The sequence below is a fragment of the Zobellia uliginosa genome, assembly GCF_018860745.1.
Lineage (GTDB): Bacteria > Bacteroidota > Bacteroidia > Flavobacteriales > Flavobacteriaceae > Zobellia > Zobellia uliginosa_B.
This window is the reverse complement of record NZ_JAHKPY010000003.1, coordinates 915616-937205: the sequence shown is the minus strand read 5'-3', so window position 1 is coordinate 937205 and position 21590 is coordinate 915616. Positions and strand designations below refer to the sequence as shown.

Genomic DNA, 21590 nt, shown 5'->3' with positions numbered 1-21590 from the left:
AAGAACTATGAATAAAGAGACTAAGTACAACAAGTTAAAGGATATTATAAAGGTATACTTACCCGAAGATGTTTCTGTTGATGCTATAACACAGGATAGTAATTTTATAAGTGAACTTAATATTAATTCCGCAAATTTAGTAGACATCATCCTAGATGTAGAAGATGAATTTGACATCATGCTAGAGAACGCGGATATGGATAAAATGCAAACGGTGAAGGATGCATTAGCCATTATAGACGCCAAACTTGAGTCTAAATAAAACAAAAAAGCTAAACTACTAACTTACCATGCTATACCGTTCTTAAAGTTTAAACTATTATCAAATGGCAGCTTTCATTGATACAAGCTTTTCATCACCTGCACAGCATTAAAAAATTAGTCTTCTTGATTTGAATTTTCTTTTGTTTCTTTCTCAGGAATCAACAAAGAGGCTGCAATACCGGAAATCAAGGCCAATGATATTACTACAAGGGATAACCATTCCGGTAGTTCCACTTGATGCGAGAATAACATTTTAAGCCCTACAAAGGCCAATATAATTACAAGGCTATAATTGATAAAGCGGAATTTCTGCAACATTCTAGAGATAAGAAAGTACATTGAACGCAACCCTAAAATAGCCAGAATATTAGAGCTAAATACAATAAAAGGGTCTGCCGTAATGGCAAGAATTGCAGGAATACTGTCCAAAGCAAATAAAACGTCCGTAAGTTCTATGATTACCAGAGCCACAAAGAGGGGAGTGGCCGCGTTAAGCCCCTGTCTCTTTATAAAAAAATCATGACCATGCATGTTGGATGTTATAGGATAAACCTTTCTTATCTGTTTAAACACCCAAGAGTCTTTTGGATTAAAGTCTTCGTCCTCGCCTTTTAGCATTTTAAAAGCGGTCCAGAGCAGAAAAACACCAAAGACATAGATTATCCACTCAAACTTGGTAATTAACGCTACGCCGAAGAAAATCATTAATCCACGAAAAACAATAGCACCTAGAATACCCCAAAATAAAACTCGGTGCTGGTAAAGTGCCGGAATCTTAAAAGCGGAGAATATAACTGCAATGACAAAAACGTTATCTATACTAAGCGATAGTTCTATAAGGTACCCTGTAATATATTTGAGTACTGCGTTGTTAGGTGTCAGGCCTGTTGGGTTTTCTACAAGGCCTTGGGAAAAAAGCCAATAAATAACACCACTAAAAGATAGGGCCACGGTAACCCAAATGCCGGTCCAAATGGCAGCTTCCTTACTTTTTATGACATGTTCATCTTTGTTGAACACTCCTAAATCCAAAGCCAAAAAAACAATAATCAGCGCAATAAAAAGTACCCAGACCCACATAATTAGTCGATTTTACGGCAGCAAAGATACTCCATTTTTAGAGTTGATTCAGACGCATTTACAAAAGGATTTGATTCATTTGAATCGTTAGTATAGCATTGTAATCACAAGATGTAACAGCTCAATAGAAGGTTAGAGCATGTAATCTTTTTATGGGGAGAGCTTTAGAGTCATGGTGATACTCACCTCATTGTCAGCCTTTTCATCTTTAATAGTAATGCCAAAATCAGAAGAAAATAGGGTAGCGGCACCTACCAAGGTAGATTCTTTTTTCATGAAATCAATGGACATAGTTTTGGAAACGCCCTTTAAAGTAAGCGTTCCAATAACAGTGAAACCATCTTTACCTTCAACAACCTGTGTACTTTCGAAGGCAATTTTTGGGTACTTATCTACGTTAAAATACTTGTTACCCTTTAAATGCCAATCCCTAAGGAAGTTACCCGTCTTAAGTGTTTCAGCGGATACGGAACCTTTAAATTTGGATTGCGTTATATTATTAAGGTTAATTTTTGATTCGGAATTGAATCCGGCAATACTACCATTTACATCTTTTGATTCAAAATTGAAAGTAATTTCGGCAGATGTAATCGTAGATTCTTCTTGGGCATAGGTTGAAACACAGGAGAATATAACAGTTATAAATAAAGCAATAGTTGATTTCATAAAGATCTAATTGTATCTTTATAAAGATAAGTTTTTTTAAAGTGCCGATAATCGGTACGGATTTATCGTTCTAATAGCAATCTGATATGTAAATTGATACCACTTTTGTTAAAGTAGTATCTTTGCAACAGAACTAATATGAAGTAGTTATGAAAAACCCCCTTTTTATGATCGCTGCTTGCATTTTTGTAGGTACATGCGGATTATCCGCTCAGGAAATTAAAGAAAAACAAACCGAAGTTACCAAGTATACGGTAATGGAACGTTTTGATTCCGAAGAGATATCCACTTTTGAAAATAGGACCAAATTAAGAGAAGAGCATTTGGCCGAAATTAAAAGGAGAAGAGAAATATTGGATACATTAGATATTTCAGAAAGAAAAAGACAACGTTTACTAGAAGATTTAATAACAGAGCCTTTCTCTAACCGCTTATCTAGAACGATGGCGGAAATAGAATTCCAGGACGAGGAATAATAAACAGACCACCTAAACTAAAAGTACCCTCATTGAGCATTTTGCTTTTTTGAGGGTATTTTTTTGCGATATTATTATATCTAACATGCCGTTTGACGATTAAATTAACACTTTCACCTATTTTTTTCAATTTATCTAGTCCAATTTCGTTGGAATCTCATCAAGCCCCCCTGAAATTATAAAAAGTTTATTTTCAGTTGATTAGAATCAAAACAAAATAAATTTTTAAGAAAATTCCTACGTTAGGTATTTACAATCAGGTCATTAGCTGTTAATAACTTGTGTATAAAATTGCTCTAAACCCCTTGTGACATAGTATAGCAAACATCATCAATTTAATGTTAAAGTCTGATTATATGAGTGTTAAGCGCATATTTGTAAGATTTTTTATATAACTTAGAGTATCTCAACAACCCTAAATCCTGTACGTATGACAACAACTCAACTCCACTCATCAACTTTAGAAGAAACCGACAAGAATGCCATTGTTGTAAGACTTCAACGAAATCAAAAAGATTTGGTCCAAATGCGAACGAAGCTCAATTCGTACCGTTTTGAACCTAAAACCTATTCACTTTATGAAAGAATAGAATCCTTACGTAGTAAAATGGACTCTTTGAGCCATTCTAATAGCGAAATTATTTCTTCGTTAAAAGACACGCGTAAAACCGTCCACACGCATTTAGAGCGCGCAAAAAGGCACCTTAATGAGTTCAGAAGATTGAACGATGGGGTAGAAGAGTATCTAAATATTTGTACCGCACGGCAATCTCCAACGATGTAGTCAACCTTAATAAACGCCTAATGTAAATCTTAGGTTAAATCTACTTACTATAGTATCTAACTTTATGCCTGTAGCGTATCTTTGCCGCCGAAAATCAAAGAACACTGCAGGCATAGGTTATTATGGAACTTACATTAGTTACAACAGTAGTAAGGGAGGAAAACAAATTTCTTACAAGCGAAATACAGCTACAAAGACTGGAACGCAACCTAACGGATTTGACACAGCTGTACATTAAATTGAATTCTTATAGCTACGAGCCTAAAACCTACCAGCAATTTGTATATTTAGGCAAATTGAAAGCGGTAGCTCAACAATTACTAGAAAAAAACAAGAGGATAAGCTTAATATTAAGAACAAAATCCGACCCAGCGGAAAGCTGTTTTAAACTGTCATTAGATTATTTAAAAAGGTTCCATGATTTTGTTAGCGATGTAAATAGCTATATTTCAAAGGTATAAAGTATTTCATTTCAACCAGCGTATATTTGAGGTTTTAAAATTAGAGAACTTATCTACTTCTGGCATTATAATTGCAACTATTCAAGTAATTATTAAAATTACAATTACATTATGAGTACAGGAACAGTAAAATTCTTCAATGACAGTAAAGGCTACGGTTTTATTACAGAAGAAGGTTCAAACGAAGAACATTTCGTTCACATTTCAGGATTAGTAGATGAGATTCGCGAAGGCGATGAAGTAGAATTCGAACTAACCCAAGGTAAAAAAGGACTAAACGCAGTAGACGTAAGAGTTATAGAATAAATCAATGATAACGCCCTTCAGCAATGAAGGGCTTTTTTTTGAGCCTAATCAGGAAAATATATGAAATAGTACCCCTGGTTCACAACTAAGAAACACCATTATTAACTATAAATACTAAATACTATGTTAGATCAACTAAAAGAATTAGCCATTCAGAAATTACAAGAAAAAATGGGGGGTAACTCTTTAAACGCAGAAGCAACCAGTGGAGCCGCTCAAGAAGGCGCATCATCACTTATGGACGGGCTTTTGGAAAAAGTAAGCTCCGGTGATTTAAGTGCTGTAACCAGTTTATTTTCTAATGACGGAAATGCTACTGAAGACAGTGGGCTTGTTCAAAATTTAAAAGGTAAGCTAGCCGAAATATTGGAAAGCAAAGGTATGAGTTCTGCAGAAGCTCAAACTGAAGCAAGTAATGTAGCTCCAGATTTAGTGGACAGTCTTAAAGAAAAGTTTTTGTCTAAAGAAGCGGGCGATTCTGCTTTTAACTTAGAAAGCCTTAGCGGATTAGTTGGCGGAGATGCTGGTAGTTTACTGGACAAGGCAAAAGGCCTGTTCTAAAAATCACTAAAAGTTTGAAAATTGAAACCGTTCAGCAATGAGCGGTTTTTTTGTTTCTCTTAAATCGGTCAGAAGTTATTTAATTGTGCTGTGGGTGATTCTAATGAAACAGACCGATAAGAAATTATATCTAAATAGAGGGGATCTTAAATATTCTATTTTACATAATATAAATTATAGTACAAAAAGAACACATTCTAGATTATAGGGGAATTCACGTTTGTAAGCTATAATTCTATATTATGTAAAATATCCCTGAACCTCTGAGAATTGATTAAAACTCACAACAGGGTCATCAAACTTTTTTAAGCGGTGTCTGCGACGCATATTTTCATTTGTACCATAATTTGCCGTTATGTAAAATAGCCGCTGCCTATGCGCTCATTGCTTTTTAAAATCAAATTGCTCTAGCAATTTATTTTAAACACAATCTCCAGCCGCATAGCCAACGCCATTTAAAAGCTAGCCTTTTAGATATATTCAAAATTCTTGTATTCGAGGAATGTGTGCAAGATTTTTTTCTACAGCAGTCTCGTCAGCTTGCCGCAACAGCTAAAAATTTAAGAAAAATAAATTTCTTAGCCCTTGCTAACCTCTCGTCTTGTTTGAAGTTTTTCTTTAGGTGCTTCTAACATTATGTCAAATAGAAATTTAAAACCTATTGTTTTGTGTTTCCATCTGTGGCCTTCAAATCTAATAGTGAAATCTTAATGAAATGACCACTATTTTATCTTTCTCAACCTTGTATACCAAGCGATGTTCGATATTTATTCGCCTACTGTAGCAACCAGATAGGTTGTGTTTTAAGGCCTCTGGTTTCCCTATCCCACTAAACGGGGTTGCCACAACGGATTCCAAAAGCTTTGTTATCCTTTTTTGAATAGCCCTATTACTGGTTTCTTTCCAGTATTTTAAATCTTTTTCAGCTTCCCTCGTTAAAACTATTTCCATAAGTTCTTAGTCGTTTTCTTAACGACCTTCCCATTCTCAGCTTCAGACAATGAACGAGTTAAACTTTCCTTGTTGGCATCGGTTGAAAGGAGATATTCGGTTTCCATCCAACTGTTATACTCCGACAGAGAAATCATAACAACATCTTCTTGTCCTGACCGATGAATAAGAACGGTCTCCTTGTCCTCGGAAACTATATCTAGCTTGTGCTTGAGTTGTTTCCTTAATTCTGTATAATTCGTTGTTTCCATGTCCTTTGCCTTATTGTTTTAACTGCTAGATGCTAGCTTTTGTTTTAACCTTGACATTATATTAGTCTATGTACGTGTAAATGTACGTAATATTGTACTTAAATCCAAATATTTATTAGAATTCATCTTTTATCTTCAACCTTTATTTCTTAAAAGGCTGATACTAGAGGAGTTCTTTTCTTTTTTTCTTGATAAAAAAAGAAACAAAAAAATCAAGGCTGACAGATAATTTCGGAAACAATATACGGCTCAGTTGCTATATTCTAGAAAGCAGTCCAACTCTTAAGACCCCTTTGAACCGCCTTTAACATTATATTGGTCAACAAACCGTATTGTGAGCCCTCTAGAATATGGCCGCACCCCTCGCCTATTGTTTTACCAAAATTCTCTTAGGTCCGTATAAACCCTTTTTAATGTAAATTAAGCACTTAGCGTAGTAAGAAAAGGGATTTTAAGAAATCTTTTGTCTGCCCATTTTTCTTGATGTTTTAATAAATCTAGATAGTCAAGACCCCGTGATGTCGCCATTAGAACTTCCTCGTAATAGCTATACATTTCATCCGAACAGAATTCAGCTTTATAATTTTCTTCAATACCAAATAATCTATCCCAATTATCAACTTCTTCTTGATGATTTACACATTCAAATGAAACTTCCATATCCTCAGGACAGATATTAGAGTCATAATTTTTTAGAAAGTTTAATTTGATAACTATTTCTAAAGTAAAGCGGCTGAAAGGATAATATGCTTTAGTTTTTATTTTTTGCTCATTGGATTTACCTTTATTTAAAACTATTATTAAGGGATCTTTTTGATTTTTATAACTTTCATTACAGATATCGCATATTGGTATTAGGTTTTTAAAATTAATTGCTGAAAAAGGATAGTGCTTTCTTGGTAAATAATGGTCTAAACCACTCCTATGCGAATTAAACTTTGTTAATACCGTTGACCTACCACATGATCTACAAGTAACTGATTTACCAACAAGAAAATTATAGTAATTATCGATGCTGTCAAATTGATTATAAAAAGCAGCTTTCTTTATGCTTTCATCATAAAGGTTATCACAGAAATATTTTATTTGTTGAGCAAGAGTATTATCAATTATTTCAATTTCAGAATACAAAACAGGTTCAACTTCTCCTTTGCAAAGCTCTCTAATTCTATTATTATTTATAACTGCTTTTTTTAAAGTTTTTATAGAGGACTTATCAAGTTTTTTGCAAATTGAATAAATTTCAATTAAAGGATTTTTAATGTAATTTACATTTACTCCATCTATCAAATTTTTATACTTATCCAGAACTAAATTTGATGAGAATATTGAATCGGCTAGTTTTGGAGCCTTTAAAATCACCTCCATAAATACATAATTAACAAAAGATTGAGCTTTATGAATTTCGTGATTTTTATATAAGAAAGGTCTAACCATTATTTTCTATTGCTTTGAGAACATTTCTTTTATAAAAATTAATTTTTCTATTGAATCTCCAAGCTCTTCATTTAGTCTAGCTTTAATCTCATCCGGATTTCCACCTGAATAAAATTCTTTTCTAAATTTATCAATCTTATCAAGTGAGAATTTACCAATAGTTTCTTTCTTGCCAAAAATCCTTGTAGTTAATAGATTTACCGAAGTTCCATAAGTATTAATTGGTAATTCTTCTGCCTTTTTAGGTTCTTTATCCCTTTCAAAAATTATTACTTTATTTGGATAACAATCAGATATAATAAAAGGAGAATGAGAGGTTATCAAAATATCTCTTCTTAAATTATTACTACCACTTTTTTCTAAACTTGTTTTAAGTGTACTTATAAATTTAGATCTCCAATCAGGATTAAAATGTGTCTCTGGCTCGTCCAATAATAAAAGAGCACTTTTACCTTTTAGCATTAGGCAAATTCCAATTGTATGAAGAAATTGTTGTTCTCCATCTGATAAATTTTTGAGTAATAATTTTTTGATTTCACCTTTATCATTGATTTGTTTTTCAATGTAAAAATCTAAAAAATAGAAAACCTTTTCGCGTGGAGATGGAGTTGCCATTTTTCCATCTGTATAATAGCCTTTAGATTGATAAACTTCTGACTTAATATCATTATTTACAGATCGATAATTTAAAGTATATAATATTTGAAAAGCTTGAAATAGGTCTATTATAGACTTAAAGTTTTTTTTGAAAGCCTTTTTTGAAACTTCCGTAATCCAAAAATCCAATGTTAAGTTTTCCTCATCTTCAAAATAAGTAGTAGCACAATTTTTAAAAGCCGAAATTTTGTCATTGTATTGAGCTAGTATTTGATGCTCCCCTATCAAATGATGATTTAGATTCATTCTGAATCTTTTTATTTCCTTAATACCTAGTTCTGTGTCAAGCGGTTCTAAAACATCTGCATCTTGAAAAATGAAATTGGAAAGTAAAACAGCCTGACTCATCTCATAATCAATATAAAGTAGATTACTTTCCGGCTCGTTATATTTAATATTTCTTTTTAAGTCCTCTACATATTCATCAAAGTGTAAAAGACGCGTTTTTAAGAATGGAATGCTGAGAACTTCATTTTCCCCAGAAGAATATCCGATTATTAAATCAGGTAGATAAATTTTTGCCCCAGCTGGGATTTTTTTTTCCTTATCTGCAATTATTGGTATTATCTGAGTAGAGCTAGCACCATCAAAAGGATATTCAGCAATTTCCATTGTGGGTGCCTGATTAATTTGTTTATAAATAGAAACCTTAACCATTTTTTCAATACTATAAATATCAACTGTTTTGGGAGTTATGTAATACTTTAATTCATAGGCATTTGGTGAAGATTCTTTAACTGAAAAAAATTCTTTGAAGTTGTCAGGTTGATTTACATTGACACAACCTTCTATATGATAAAATATATTAGCTAATGCTTCAAGCACATTGGATTTCCCACTACCATTCAGTCCTACAAAACAAAAAGGATGAAATTGCGACCAATCTTCGGAATCAACATTCTCAAAATTATTTCGAAAATTTAATTCGAAACCATCGAAAAGACTACTAAAGGAGTCATTAATTTTAAGACTTAATAATTTCATTAACTCTTTTTGATTTTAATTTTAGTGTTTTTACTCAAATATTGCTTGATTTCCCCTTGTTCCAGTAAATCGAACAACTTTTTTATTGCAACATTATAATTTTCTAAACTTGAAAACTGATTCTTGTTCAACCAATTAATCATATATATGAGTCTGTCATTCTCTTTTAATTGTTCGTTGGTAAAACCTCTTAATAAATCTTCAAATATTTTATCTTCATCAATTTTTGAATCATTACTGAAGGTTTTATGTAATAAAGAATGAAATAAAGTTTCTAACAGTTCTAATGATTTTTGATATCTATTCTTTTGGGTTTGTACAAATGAGAAAATCTCTTCAAATTTGATTTGTAGTTCATCATCCGTATCAATTATGGTCATTTTTTCTAAAGTAGTTTTGGAAACTAGTTTTTTTAAGGCATTTGTAGCTAAATTTTGAATTGAATGCTTGGAATTTTTTAGTAGAAAGTAATGATATATACTATTCTTTAATGGAACAAATGCATTTATTTGTTGATTGAAAGCAACCTTGTCAATTGTCATACAACAATCGCCTAGTCTATTTTTACTACCAGAAATAGAAATAATAAGAGTGGAGTTTTTTGGAACTGTCCTACCAACGGTTTCTCCTTTTGTCGTGAGTCTCTCTTTTGCTTTGGTATTATAAAAATTATTGATTTTTATATTATCACTTTTAATCCAATCAATTCCTTTCTCATTATTTGAGTAATATTCAGGTTTTTTTTTAGGTGGTGTATTTCCAGTTATGATTTCGCCTATTTCATTCAATTTTACCTTATTCCATTTTTTTTCATTTAAGACTGGGTCTCCAAACATCTCAAAAAATAACGACTCCAAATATCTATTTAATAAATCAATTGATTGAATTCTATAATCTATTAGATGTTGAATTCTATTTAATTGCACAACAACTTTTGATTGCTCTGTTACTTCAGGTAAAGTTACTTCCTCATTTAAGTATTTATTAATTTTAAGGTTGTAAAGTCCAACTGTTTTATTTTGATATTTTTTAACCTTACCTATGAGATATAAATATGAAAATTGATAAAATAAGAATTTAGGATTAACTAGTTTTTTATTGGCTCTAACAAGAGTTGTAAAGTTATTCGTTAAAAAGACACCATCTTCTTTCTCCTCAAAATATACAACCCTGCCGACTGGTGTATTTGGCCCACCTCCTGATTTTTCAATAATAATATCTTCGTTTAATAATTTTTTAGAGTCTAATTTGTCATGGTCTATTGTGAAATTACCTTCTTTGTCTTTTTTGAGAATTAACCTTTTTGTAAGATTTGAGTAATTTATTCTTCCTGCTCTTCCAAAGTTCGTACCCCTTATTATATTTACGCCATCTCCAGTTGTGTCTTCAACACCCCATTCCCCAGAGATAGTAGATTCTATTAATTTTTTAAGTTTAACCTTCATCATTAGACTAATTCTGATAATCCTTTAGAAATTTCATTTTCAAGCTTATGAAGCTCTTTGATTATAATTTCAGTTGATTTAAATTTTGGAGCTTTATAAACAAACTCTTTATATAGATTAAAATTTAATTCAAATCCATTTGCTTTTATTTCCTCATATGGGATATTAAAATAATCTAATTTTGTATTGTGTTGTTCAAGTTTTTCTTTATTATTCCATCTATCAATTACTAGAGGAAGAGGTTCATTTTTTAGCCTTTTTCTATTCTTATCTAACGAATAACCGTCGGATTCCATACCATAAAACCATACTTTTATAGCCTGGGGTTTGTCAAATCCATTCTTAAATTTTCTCTTCTTAATAATTAGGATTGAAGTTTTTACCGCTGTATATGGCTCGAAGACCCCGCTTGGTAGCGATATTACTCCTTCTAAATCGCAGTCGGTCATCAAAATTTCTCGAGTTTTTTTGTAAGCACCGCCCGAATTGAATAAAACACCTTCTGGAACAATAACCGCGGCTTTGCCTCCAACTTCCAACATATATATAATTCTATCAATAAACAAGAGTTCTGACTGGACAGTTTGTTTTATTCTTTTTTTGTTCTTATCATATTTAGGAGGATAGACTCTATCAATATTTTCGCTTACACCAACGCTATTAATTTTACCCGTAAAAGGTGGATTCGCTAGAATGTATTTATATTGACCTTGTAACTTCGGGTTGGTTATTGTTTTATTATCTTTTTTGTCTAATAGTAGATCCAATCGTTTAGCTTCTACTTCTTCATATCTTATTGATAAAGAATCTACATTCTCAATATTAGGTTTCGTGATTCCGTGCATCATCATATTCATAACACCTATTCTAACCATAGTCTGGTCTACATCATAACCATAAAATATATCCTCTTTAAGTTTGTCCTTCTTTGATTTAGACAATTTTTTTGCATCTGTGCCTTTAAATAAACCGTCATCATCCTTGGTTATTTCTTTTGAGTATTTTGTTATAATATATTGATAAGCCCCAACTAAAAATCCTCCTGAACCACAAGCTATATCACATATCTTCCCATCAATATCGGGCTTTAAAATCTCAGTCATCATATTGATAATATGTCTGGGAGTACGGAATTGTCCGTTTTTGCCAGCTTCATTGGTGTGTTTTAATAGATATTCATAAACATCCCCTTGTATATCTTGAAAATGCTGATTTTTGTTTTTTATTTCAGCGTCTATTTCTTCATATATTCCATCAATATGAATGATAGCATCTTTTAGCAAACTTGCTTTGTCTTTATTAAAATAAAATGAAGCATCTGCTAATGCTTTGGCGAAAGGCTCTCCCTCTTCTGCTAAATCATTTTTTATATATTCAAAAACCTTATTCTTTAGATGTAGGGCTAACTCTTCATCTTCAAATTCATGATAAAAACTCCACCAATATTCCTTTGGTGATTGTGGGTTGAAAGACTCTAGTCTTTTCATGAAAAGCAAATATGAAATTTGTTCGATTGCCGAAATCGGGTTTGACAAACCACCTGCCCACAGTCTGTCCCACAACGATTGAATTTTATTTTTTATATTTTGATTGAGCATTGTTTTATATCTTGAATAGATTCTAAAGTTATAATTTAACTAGCGGTTTCCTAGGACTTTTTTAGATAATTTCCATTCCACACACATTACGCTCCCCTCCTGAAGTCGGCTCACATAATAAGTATTCCATTACCTTTTGAAGAGAAAGTTTCTAGAAAGAAAAAAATAAAAGGAAATTGAAGAAAATAACTTCGCTTTTAACCAAAGCTCAAGTTACATAACGCGGTACATTATAGAACATTTTGCATTAGTAGTTTAGCCAGTGGCTGAAGTACTAATCAAGAAAGCTAGTGCGCAGGCATAATTCCAACAAAGTTTAATCCAAGTAGCTATAATGATATTATGTAAAATATCCCTGATGCTCTGAGAATTGATTAAAACGAACAACAGGGTCAGGAAACTTTTTTAAGCGGTGTCTGCGACGCATATTTTCATTTGTTCCATAATTTGCCGTTATGTAAAATAGCCGCTACCAAGCGCTCGATTGCTTTTTAAATTATAAAATGCTGAAAAACGCATTTTAAATTTAAACACAATTTGCCATAGCTTGCCAACGCCAAAAAAAGCAAAACTTTTAGATTCTTTTTAAATATGCGATTTATGAGAAACTATCTGCCCGTAAATTTTTCAGGAGATTCTCGGTAGCTTGCCGCAACAGCTCAAAATTTTGAAATCGACTTTTTAGGAGATTCACGAACACCTTTAAATTCAGCAATTAAATAATCTTGTGAGTAAAATAAAATTTCTGAGCACTTGCTACCTTCCGCGTTCCTAGAAACCTTCCTTTGATTTCTATTTGACATAATAAAGAGAAATATGTGGCTAGATTTGTGTTTTAGCCCTTAACCTATTAAACCCTTTTAAATGTTTTGCTTTTCGTCCACTTAATGCAAGCTTCTAGAACTTTTCGATTTCATTTAATAGAGTTAATAGTTCTTTATTTTGTTTGTCGGGAATAAGCTCTTCAACAACATTTTGGTTATTGTAAATCCGCTTTTTCAACCTTTCAGAGGCTTTTTTGAAATCTAAATCAGACTTCTCACCTCCATTATTTTCAAATATTTGCCCTTGATGATAAAAATTTGCTAAATCAATAGCAACATTAAATACCCTGCTTAGGTATGAATTTCGTGAACCATAAGGTAATTGATATGTGATTAATTGTAAATAAAGGTCTAATGCTTTTTCAGAATAATTTATACGCTCAATATCCTCAATTCCTCCGGAAATGAAAGAAAGCCTTTCGTATATTTGCGCCTGTAAGAACAATTTATCTTCAGTTCTGACCTTGAAATTAGAGCAAACATCTATAGCTAAATGATAAGTTTCTCGAGCTAGTTTGTAGTCCGAATATTCTAGTGAATTTGCTAAATAGAAATACGACCAATACATTTCTTCTGAATAGATGGATTTATTAACTAAATCAAGTTCATTATATAAACCTATAGTTCTTTCAAAAGTTTTTTTTGACTCCTTTATTTTTTTTGAGTAAAAAAAAAGGAATTTGCCATATTCTAAACAGGCGAATGCTAATCTAGGTTTAAACCTTTCAGGATTTAACGATACTAATCTTTCAAATAATTGAATGGAGTTTTCAAAGTATTTTGTGGCTATATCTGAGTTTTCGCTTGTGCTATATAGAAAGCCTAGATTAAGATAACAACCAGCTAAATTATAAATGTCCTCTACGGTTTCACTTTTAACATTCTCTTTGAAAATTTTCTCAGCTTTTTTCAAATATTCTTTTGCTAATTCTTCTTCTCCCTCATCATGCAAATCAAGACCTAGGTTTGAGAGAACATGGGCATAACCATCACTGTCATAGATATTATTATTTTCTCTTAATAATCTGTATTTTTCTAATGATTCATAATAATATTTTTTTGCGCTTTTAATATCTTTTAAAAGGGACTCAATCATTCCTAAATTACCTAAGTTTATGGCTATTCTTTCCAAGTAAATTGAAGGTTTTTCTTGAAATAAAAACATACTAATTTCTAAAGCTTTTTTAAAATTTTCTTTTGACTTAGTATAATTCTTAGAATCTTTAAATAATAATCCAAGCGCATTATGTGTTAGCGCCAATAAAGGATAATAGTCATTTTTGTTAGACTTCACAGCAAGGTTCGAGTACTCTTTTACAATAATTTCATAGCTTTCCTTAGCTTCTTTAAAATCGTTTTGATTAGCTATTAATTTAGAATATTCGTATCGAAGCACCATATTTTCCTTATCATATTTCAGGGCTACCAAATACATTTTCTTTGCAAGCAGGAAATCAGAATTTAAAGAGTGTAAACGGGCTTTAAAAATACATTGTTCTATATCTTGTCTTTTTTGTTCGTTTCTTTTTAAGACACTTTCGCTAAGTTCTTGAATTAGTTCATTTTCCTTTTTTTCTTCTTTTGTATTTATTTTTAGTCGTTCTTCTAAATTAACACTGTCTAAAATTTTCAGTGCATCATCAATATTACCACTTAGAAAATTCTCAAAGGCTCTCTGATATACAGTATTTTGGTCATCAAGATTTATTACTGTAAACTGCTCAGAAAGTGTTTGAGCTCTTTGAAGTGCTATTTCTAGATTATCTTCTAATAATCGTTTTGCCGATTTCAAGGAGAGTATTTTTTTGTTATATTCTACTTTTAATTTCTTTATTAACCTAGTACTCGCATACCCCTCTTTTTCTAATATGTCTAAAGAGTTTTGATGTTCTTTTAAAACTGTTTCTTTAAAAATTTTATAGTAGGCAATTTGATTTTCATAAAGTTGTCCTGTCTTACACAAAACAATTTTTAAAGGTTTTTTTCTTCCAATTACAGCAGCACTTTCAATTTCTCTATCATTTACTATCTCAAAACCATTTTTTGCAACATATAATCGGGTAGAATTACCAAGAGGCTTATCTGTAAACAACAAATCGAAACTACCCTCTAAGTCACTTAAAGTAGGAATAGCTCCGCTAGCCTTTATTGAAACATTGGGAAGATATAATATTTTACCTGTTTTAAATTTACTATTCTGTTCAACCACTACTCCAGGAAGATGAATATCCGTTTGACTGAACAAAAAGTTCGTAAAGAAAATAAGACAAAGAATTATACCTAATCTATTCATTAATTTATTCTCTTTAAACTAACACCGATTTCCTTTTTGGTGTGCGGAGCAATACTATCTTGCGTGATAAACATATAACCGCTTTTTATAAAACTAACCTTCACAAACTTGTCCTGACTTACCGATGGAATTTTTAATTCGAACCACCCTATTTCATTCGTAACTGTCTTCGTGTCGCGTACACTAACAACTACGTTTTCCAAAGGTTGTTCGGTATGATAATCTATAACTCTACCAAATATTTTATCCAGCCCTTTCAGTTCAACTTCTAGATAAATAGATTTATTTCTTTCAAGAATATAAGAAGAATCCCGTTTTATTGGCAAGTATGGTTGAGGGTGGGTAACGCTTAAAAGAACATTCTCACCCATGAATTTTGCAGGTATTTCTTTGAATGTAGCTTCACCCTTTTCATTGATAGGTTCTTCTTCTCTGGTGTTCCCAAAATCAATAACAACTTTACCCTGATTTTTTAAAATTCTATCATCTTTACCGTTTTTACCGTGTACAAGAACAGTGGTAGAAAATGATTCACCAACAATTACTTTTTCTTTACTTGGTAAATAAAATTTGTTTATTAATACAAAAGCTAAAATCACCAATGCCGCGATTGTAATTTTTTTGGCTCTATTAACATTCTTATTCCTTTGCGCTTCTTTCACCAAAATTGCCTTTTGTTTTTGTAGTTCTTTTTCCTTTTGAACTAAATTCAAACCTCTATTAGTAATTTTATTTTTCCTAACAAGGAATTTCAATGCGGCCAATCTTCCAATTTCCAACAAAAACTCTTTTTCATTTTTTTTTAGATTAAATTTAAGTGTGGATATAGGTCTAGTATCAATTATTATTGTTTCATCTTTGAATTCTGTCAAAGCTTCATAATCCATCGCTTCAGTCCATATTGAAAGCATTTCTTTAATTAAAGAAGTCTTTTTGGGATGCTCATAATGCTCTGAACCTAAGTATAGTCCTATGAACTTTGTTCCAGGATTATGTTCTAATAAGATTTTAACAGGATAATTATTTTGAGCACCACCATCAAATACATTAAGCCCTTCTTGCTTTTGGGGCGTGAAAAATAATGGGATTGACATGCTACATCTTGCAGCATAAACAGCACGAGTGGATTTTGTGTCAGTATCATTCGAATCGTACACTAATGCTCTTTTCTCTCTACGACTAGCATAAACAGTTACCCTCTTTGGTAAATCTTCCAATTTAACTGCAACGGCTGATTTGAGTTTAGTAGACAATTCATTTGTTAACCACGTATTAAATGTTTCGGCTTCATATAGTCCTTGTTTAGTTAATAAATTATAGATTTTTTTGAAAAATCCAGCATCTTTAAAATCGCTGAATTCTTTATTCATCAATATCGTTTTTAGTTCTTCAATTTCAAACCCTGAACCTAGCAAAATGGCCGAGACAGCTCCAGCAGAGGTACCTGCAAACCAATAAAAATCGTAATGTTTCGTAAGCTCTTCCAAGGCTCCGACATAAGCAAGACCTTTAATCCCTCCTCCTTTCATAATTAGGGCTGAAGGTTCCTTTTTTTTTCTTGAAGTAGATGAAGGATGTGTTTCCAAATTGAAGTATTTGATTATTAACCTATTAAAGATAATAAACTGATTTGTTTTTCTTTTTTTCTTGATAAAAAAAGAAATAAAAAAATCAAGGCTTACAGATAATTTTGGAAACAATGTACGGCTCGGTCGCTAAATTTTAGGATCCATTGTAACTCTTAAGACCGCTTTAAGGTAAATGAAATAATATGGCGGTCAACAATTATCGTAACTAGCCCCCTAAAATTCTTAACGCTCCTCTCCCCTATTGTTTTAGCCAAAGTTTTCTTAGGCCAGAAAAAAAATGTCATTCAGAAGCCCAAATTTCAAGCTCACTTCCAGAGCTATTTAGTCTATCTCGTATTATTAAAAGTAATTTTTCTACATTGGTCATATTGTCTTTAAATACAGCAGATTTTGAAAGCCCAGGTTGAACTAAAAAAACCTTAAAATTCCAATCTGTTGCGATGAATTCATCATGTAAGTTATTGAGCTCATCTTGTTTTTCATCTAAAATTTTAGAATTCTCTGTATTTGTCACTCTATAGAGCAATTGTTTGATTATAGAACTAGCTCTTATCCAAATAAAATTTCTCATAGCCTGTTGAAAAAGTTCTGTAATATTTCTCATATCTGCCCCTGGATTGTCAGTACTAGAAAATTTACAATGGAAGAAATTAACCGTTTTTCTTTTAAATGAAAACCAAATTACATCTGCAATTTCCCCTGCGCCGTCATCTACAACAATAATATCCTCTTCATCCGAATAATCGTCACTATTTTTAATTACGCTAATTGTCTTTTGTTGTACATTATAAATTTTACCATCTTCTTCAGGCTCCTTAGATTCCTTCTTAACGTCAGTTTCATCCCACCCACCTTCTATTGCCTTAAAAAGCTCGGCATCAAATTTTTGCTGTTCTATTTTTGGCTCAAATAATGTTGTACCTTTTTGTGTCTTTGTATTTTGATATATTATTAGAGGCGGAAATTCATTGATAAAGACTTCAAAATTCATATTTAATGGATCCTTGAATTGAATGTCCATAAAAATATTTATATCATTTTCTGATACAATAATCCATTTTTTTTCACCTTCAAAGTCAAAAAAAGCTTTTGCTATTTGATCCTCTTCAACACTAATTGTACAATCAATTCTTTTATTATTAGCGGATAAGCTATCAAAATGAATTTCAGGAATAAAACCTTCATAGACTTTATCCCCTTTTGTGATTTTTACAATTTCAATTTGGAAAATTACATTTTCAAAAAAAACAGAAATAGGATTGTCTTCAAATTTTTCAACGGTCTTAAATTTTGCCAACCTGGCCATTCTGGGAATTTCAGACTCGTTATTACCAAGTTTAATTAATGAATGTATATGATTGCACCATAAAGAAAATTCTTTAATAGTCTTTCTTTTAATAGCCCAAATTCGACCATTTTTAATAGCAATCCCTCTTGTCTCATCTTCATCGATTCTTGATAATGCATGTCCAAATGAAAATACAGCCCCATCTGAATGATTTATAGCAGATTCCACCTCGAGACCCATTAACATCTTGTATGAAGGGTTAGATGCCCCATTTCCATAAATATTAGACATCCCAACCATAAAATACTGTCCAATTGAATAATCATTTAACCCATTTCTTATATAAGATGCAGGAACTACCTCATATTTTTTTGTATCAAACAATTTTGATTTAATTTGATTCAAAATGAAATCAGAGGTCGTACTTTCAAATAAAAAATCATCAATTAAATACAAAACATGTAAATCATAATCATCTTGAAAAAGTGCCAATTCTTTACCCCAAGACAATGTTTTCTTATGTTTTGTTATTAAAATTAATGGAGAATTAATATTTTCTTGATGAGTAAAGGCTAATTCAACTCCCGAAGGCATCCTATTATGAAACCCTTTTAAAAACTCAAATCCAACTTTCGTCTTAAATATTTTTGTGCTGAAAAATGGCTTAATATCATTTGGGTTTATTCCAAATGGGTTTAATTCGCTAGTTTCTAAATCTGGAAACAATGGCGAATTCGAAACAATTTTTTCTACCAGTTCAGGTATTAATAAATCCCAAGACCTGTCAAAATAATACAACTTCTTTACTTCTCCCTTGACATAGTTTCTATCCGCAATTAATGTGGCATTTCCAATTTGTTCATTATGTATTCTAGAAATTCGACCTATGAACTGTATAGTGGTTGGCAATGTTCTTGGTATATCGTGTAGAACACTTATTTTTAAGGTTGGTATATCTAGCCCTTCCCCAATCATACCAACAGCAATTAAACTTTCGAGTTCTCCTTTTTTACATTTACTTAAGCAGTCTTCATTCAGATATGCACTATTTCCACTATGAATCAAACCAACTGTTATACCTTTGTCTTCATATATTTTTTTTAATTCTTCTGCAGAATTAATTCTTTTAGTTTTGATTAACAATTGAGCATTTGGATTATTAACTTGTTCAGCTCTCAATTTTTCTATAGCTGCATCAGCTAAAAGGTTATCTTTTTCTTTACTTTCTCCACTTTTAGTATCAACATTTATAAAGCTTACAGGTCTATATATTTTGTCCTTTAATGCCTCTGCCATAGGATAATGATATATTAAATGACCTTGAATTCTTTTTCGGTCTCTTCTGAATGGCGTAGCGGTCAATAAAATTATTTTCGAATCAGGATAATCCTTAAAAACGCTACTATAAATCTTAGCAGGCGTATGATGTGCTTCGTCTATAATTACTAAGTCAAAAAGACCCTTAGGTGGTGCAATATTTTCTTTCATTTCCGAGGAGCAGCTATGCGGAGTGGAAACAATCACATCATAGGGTTCTGTTGCATCTTCCCATGCTGTTTCATTTTTTAAGTATCCTATGTGATTATTTACTCTTGGATTATTTTCGCCTCTATAAGCTTTTATTGTTCTCAATATTTCCAAATCACTAAAGACATCTGAAATTTGTTTTCTTATTACCACTGAAGGAGTGATTATTAATACCTTCTTAATTTTAAGCTCAAAACAAATTGCAATCATTAATGCTGTCTTGCCCGAACCTGTAGGCATACTTATTAAGGCAGGTTTATTACTTTTAGTGTAATGGCTTTTGACCGCCCAAACCGCTCCTAGTTGGCACTGTCTAAATCCAATTTCACCTTTGTCAACTTCTAATTTAAAGTCTTTTTTGTTTTCAATAAAGAATGCCACAGATTATTAAATAATATTGGTAAATGTGTATTCATGAATGCTTAATCCATAAAGGGAGGGAGGTATAAAATTAGTGAATTTTAACAAATACTTAATTACGGAAAAGTGTAATAAATTAAATAATTGTAGTAAAATACCATTCCACACATATTACGCTCCCCTCCTAGCGTCGGCTCGCATAATAAGTGTTCCATTACCTTTTCAGAAAAGAGCTTTTAGAAGAAAAATTTAAAGGAAGTGAAGAGTAAAATACTTTGCTTTACCAAAGCAAAGTTACATAACGCAGAACATTATAGAACAAAACCAACATATTGTATCTTATAGGGGAATTCCCGTTTGTTAGCTATAATGATATTATGTAAAATATCCCTGACGCTCTGAGAATTGATTAAAATCTACAACAGGGTCATCAACTTCTTTTAAGCGGTGTCTGCGACGCATATTTTCATTTGTTCCATAATTTGTCGTTATGTAAAATTGCCGCACAGCCAACCGCTCGATTGCTTTTTTAAAATAAACGCTAAATGGCGTTCATTTTAAAACACAATTTGCCAACGCTTGGCCAGCGCCAAAAAAAAGCTAACCTTTTAGATTTATTCAAATTTCTCGTATTCGATATTATTTCACAGATATGCTTTTTGGTCCAGGAAAATCGATTTCCAAGTGCTTGTATAGTTTTCTCATCTTAGTTCGCCATTCTATTCTTGCCAAAGCCCAGCCTTTACTGTCTTTGACTATGTCTATAGTATTATCCGAGTGTATCGGTCTCGATGATTTTAACTTATTATTTGTGTTATCAAAACTTAGTAAAAGCGATGGATTGTCTATTGGAGATGTATCACCATCTAAATCAAAAATACTTTTATCTTCTTCTTTATTAAATTTGGATTGTTTTTCTCGTAATTCTTCATAAAGTATTATAATATCAATCTCCTCAGTTATATAATCTAAATCATAAATATCTTTTTTAGCAGAACGACTTGAAGCACTAACTAATTTGAATAAACCTATATCCTTTTTAGAAATAAAACGTATATCATCTACAATCTCGATGTCATACATTGTTTTCATGTTTTGAAGTATTTCTACTTTAATAGTTTCTTTCCCTTTTATAATAAAACATCTAAGAAAAATATATTGGTTATTTTCTTCACAAGGATAATTTAGTTGCATTAAAGAATCACCATAAAAATCACAAATCTCTTTTTCGACATTAGAATAACCCTCTTTTCCAATTATCTCATTACTAAATAAATCAATATCAATCGACTTCCTGTGATTATAGCGATAAGCTAGATTTGTACCACCACCTAAAGCAAACTTAGATAGACTTGGTAAACTTAATAGTTCTTGGATTGTAGTTAGGAGTTCTTTAGAAACTGCACTCATACAGCGTAACGGTAGAATGGCGTTACATTGTATTCTTCTGCTACCATAACACACATTTTATTACTAATACGTTCTTTAGTATTCTTCAAACAAGAAAGTATCTCTTGTTTGGAATATAAACTTTCTAATGTAGCAATATCTTTTATAAAAGTATCTTTAGTAGTAGCATATAAAGCTCTTGGAATTATAATATCCTTATCTCTTTTAATAGATAATTTAGAATAATCCATGTCCCAAAACAAATGTTTTGGAAAAATCTTTGTTATGTCTTTTGTTGCTTTCAAAACTTCTTTATAAAACGCTTTATTAAAAGGGTTATTATACAAATATATGCAATCTCCACTATTTTCTTGTTAAATATCCTTAAAAGTTAATTAT

Annotated in this window: 19 protein-coding genes; 6 read left to right on the top strand and 13 right to left on the bottom strand. The window is 31.7% G+C overall.

Annotated features, from left to right (window positions below; genetic code table 11):
• The first annotated feature begins 7 nt into the window (after positions 1-7).
• Positions 8-262: a phosphopantetheine-binding protein gene (locus tag KO521_RS07820; RefSeq protein WP_215939336.1), complete on the top strand. Its 255-nt coding sequence runs from the start codon at positions 8-10 to the stop codon at positions 260-262.
• Between the two features lie 116 nt (positions 263-378).
• On the opposite strand, the gene KO521_RS07815 is transcribed toward KO521_RS07820, so the two are convergent.
• Both KO521_RS07815 and KO521_RS07810 read right to left on the bottom strand, forming a co-directional pair.
• Complete coding sequence (locus KO521_RS07815) at positions 379-1344, bottom strand: TerC family protein (protein WP_215939335.1); 966 nt, start codon at positions 1342-1344, stop codon at positions 379-381.
• 150 nt (positions 1345-1494) lie between these two features.
• The gene (locus tag KO521_RS07810; RefSeq protein WP_215939334.1) at positions 1495-2010 is read right to left on the bottom strand and encodes a YceI family protein; all 516 of its coding nucleotides are present in this window, start codon (positions 2008-2010) and stop codon (positions 1495-1497) included.
• Between the two features lie 149 nt (positions 2011-2159).
• On the opposite strand from KO521_RS07810, the gene KO521_RS07805 reads away from it, so the two are divergent.
• The 5 genes from KO521_RS07805 to KO521_RS07785 all read left to right on the top strand — a co-directional run bounded on the left by KO521_RS07805 (position 2160) and on the right by KO521_RS07785 (position 4598).
• A complete protein-coding gene (locus KO521_RS07805; protein WP_215939333.1) occupies positions 2160-2486 on the top strand; it encodes a hypothetical protein in 327 nt (108 codons plus the stop codon).
• A 430-nt stretch (positions 2487-2916) separates the two neighbouring features.
• Entirely contained in the window at positions 2917-3270 is a 354-nt protein-coding gene (locus tag KO521_RS07800; RefSeq protein ID WP_215939332.1) for a hypothetical protein, read from the top strand.
• A gap of 122 nt (positions 3271-3392) precedes the next feature.
• On the top strand, positions 3393-3731 hold the full coding sequence (locus KO521_RS07795; RefSeq protein WP_215939331.1) for a hypothetical protein: 339 nt from the start codon (positions 3393-3395) through the stop codon (positions 3729-3731).
• A gap of 111 nt (positions 3732-3842) precedes the next feature.
• On the top strand, positions 3843-4037 hold the full coding sequence (locus KO521_RS07790) for a cold-shock protein (protein ID WP_215939330.1): 195 nt from the start codon (positions 3843-3845) through the stop codon (positions 4035-4037).
• Positions 4038-4160: 123 nt separating this feature from the next.
• Positions 4161-4598 carry a hypothetical protein gene (locus KO521_RS07785; RefSeq protein WP_215939329.1) on the top strand — a complete coding sequence of 146 codons (438 nt, stop codon included), beginning with the start codon at positions 4161-4163 and terminating at the stop codon, positions 4596-4598.
• 693 nt (positions 4599-5291) lie between these two features.
• Here the strand turns inward: KO521_RS07785 and KO521_RS07780 are convergent.
• The 11 genes from KO521_RS07780 to KO521_RS07730 all read right to left on the bottom strand — a co-directional run bounded on the left by KO521_RS07780 (position 5292) and on the right by KO521_RS07730 (position 21496).
• The gene (locus KO521_RS07780) at positions 5292-5549 is read right to left on the bottom strand and encodes a Txe/YoeB family addiction module toxin (protein ID WP_215939328.1); all 258 of its coding nucleotides are present in this window, start codon (positions 5547-5549) and stop codon (positions 5292-5294) included.
• Positions 5540-5800 (bottom strand): type II toxin-antitoxin system Phd/YefM family antitoxin, encoded by a 261-nt coding sequence (locus tag KO521_RS07775; protein ID WP_215939327.1) that lies wholly within the window; start codon positions 5798-5800, stop codon positions 5540-5542. The genes KO521_RS07780 and KO521_RS07775 overlap by 10 nt, the downstream gene beginning before the upstream one ends.
• A gap of 420 nt (positions 5801-6220) precedes the next feature.
• Positions 6221-7168, bottom strand: coding sequence for a hypothetical protein (locus KO521_RS07770; RefSeq protein ID WP_215939326.1), 948 nt, complete (start codon positions 7166-7168; stop codon positions 6221-6223).
• 75 nt (positions 7169-7243) lie between these two features.
• Positions 7244-8878 (bottom strand): restriction system-associated AAA family ATPase, encoded by a 1635-nt coding sequence (locus KO521_RS07765; RefSeq protein ID WP_215939325.1) that lies wholly within the window; start codon positions 8876-8878, stop codon positions 7244-7246.
• Positions 8878-10326 carry a hypothetical protein gene (locus KO521_RS07760; RefSeq protein WP_215939324.1) on the bottom strand — a complete coding sequence of 483 codons (1449 nt, stop codon included), beginning with the start codon at positions 10324-10326 and terminating at the stop codon, positions 8878-8880. The genes KO521_RS07765 and KO521_RS07760 overlap by 1 nt, the downstream gene beginning before the upstream one ends.
• Positions 10326-11921: an N-6 DNA methylase gene (locus KO521_RS07755; protein ID WP_215939323.1), complete on the bottom strand. Its 1596-nt coding sequence runs from the start codon at positions 11919-11921 to the stop codon at positions 10326-10328. Before KO521_RS07755 ends, KO521_RS07760 begins: the two co-directional genes overlap by 1 nt.
• Before the next feature lie 897 nt (positions 11922-12818).
• Entirely contained in the window at positions 12819-15038 is a 2220-nt protein-coding gene (locus KO521_RS07750; RefSeq protein WP_215939322.1) for a tetratricopeptide repeat protein, read from the bottom strand.
• A complete protein-coding gene (locus KO521_RS07745) occupies positions 15038-16624 on the bottom strand; it encodes a patatin-like phospholipase family protein (protein ID WP_215939321.1) in 1587 nt (528 codons plus the stop codon). Before KO521_RS07745 ends, KO521_RS07750 begins: the two co-directional genes overlap by 1 nt.
• 283 nt (positions 16625-16907) lie before the next feature.
• Entirely contained in the window at positions 16908-19823 is a 2916-nt protein-coding gene (locus tag KO521_RS07740; RefSeq protein WP_215939320.1) for a DEAD/DEAH box helicase, read from the bottom strand.
• A 618-nt stretch (positions 19824-20441) separates the two neighbouring features.
• Positions 20442-21212, bottom strand: coding sequence for a nucleotidyl transferase AbiEii/AbiGii toxin family protein (locus KO521_RS07735; protein WP_215939319.1), 771 nt, complete (start codon positions 21210-21212; stop codon positions 20442-20444).
• Positions 21209-21496 carry a DUF6922 domain-containing protein gene (locus tag KO521_RS07730; protein ID WP_215939318.1) on the bottom strand — a complete coding sequence of 96 codons (288 nt, stop codon included), beginning with the start codon at positions 21494-21496 and terminating at the stop codon, positions 21209-21211. The genes KO521_RS07735 and KO521_RS07730 overlap by 4 nt, the downstream gene beginning before the upstream one ends.
• Between the last annotated feature and the right edge of the window lie 94 nt (positions 21497-21590).

Coding starts and splice junctions, on each gene's coding strand:
- KO521_RS07820 (WP_215939336.1), top strand. CDS start 8: ATGAATAAAGAGACTAAGTACAACAAGTTAAAGGATATTATAAAGGTA.
- KO521_RS07815 (WP_215939335.1), bottom strand. CDS start 1,344: ATGTGGGTCTGGGTACTTTTTATTGCGCTGATTATTGTTTTTTTGGCT.
- KO521_RS07810 (WP_215939334.1), bottom strand. CDS start 2,010: ATGAAATCAACTATTGCTTTATTTATAACTGTTATATTCTCCTGTGTT.
- KO521_RS07805 (WP_215939333.1), top strand. CDS start 2,160: ATGAAAAACCCCCTTTTTATGATCGCTGCTTGCATTTTTGTAGGTACA.
- KO521_RS07800 (WP_215939332.1), top strand. CDS start 2,917: ATGACAACAACTCAACTCCACTCATCAACTTTAGAAGAAACCGACAAG.
- KO521_RS07795 (WP_215939331.1), top strand. CDS start 3,393: ATGGAACTTACATTAGTTACAACAGTAGTAAGGGAGGAAAACAAATTT.
- KO521_RS07790 (WP_215939330.1), top strand. CDS start 3,843: ATGAGTACAGGAACAGTAAAATTCTTCAATGACAGTAAAGGCTACGGT.
- KO521_RS07785 (WP_215939329.1), top strand. CDS start 4,161: ATGTTAGATCAACTAAAAGAATTAGCCATTCAGAAATTACAAGAAAAA.
- KO521_RS07780 (WP_215939328.1), bottom strand. CDS start 5,549: ATGGAAATAGTTTTAACGAGGGAAGCTGAAAAAGATTTAAAATACTGG.
- KO521_RS07775 (WP_215939327.1), bottom strand. CDS start 5,800: ATGGAAACAACGAATTATACAGAATTAAGGAAACAACTCAAGCACAAG.
- KO521_RS07770 (WP_215939326.1), bottom strand. CDS start 7,168: ATGGAGGTGATTTTAAAGGCTCCAAAACTAGCCGATTCAATATTCTCA.
- KO521_RS07765 (WP_215939325.1), bottom strand. CDS start 8,878: ATGAAATTATTAAGTCTTAAAATTAATGACTCCTTTAGTAGTCTTTTC.
- KO521_RS07760 (WP_215939324.1), bottom strand. CDS start 10,326: ATGATGAAGGTTAAACTTAAAAAATTAATAGAATCTACTATCTCTGGG.
- KO521_RS07755 (WP_215939323.1), bottom strand. CDS start 11,921: ATGCTCAATCAAAATATAAAAAATAAAATTCAATCGTTGTGGGACAGA.
- KO521_RS07750 (WP_215939322.1), bottom strand. CDS start 15,038: ATGAATAGATTAGGTATAATTCTTTGTCTTATTTTCTTTACGAACTTT.
- KO521_RS07735 (WP_215939319.1), bottom strand. CDS start 21,212: ATGAGTGCAGTTTCTAAAGAACTCCTAACTACAATCCAAGAACTATTA.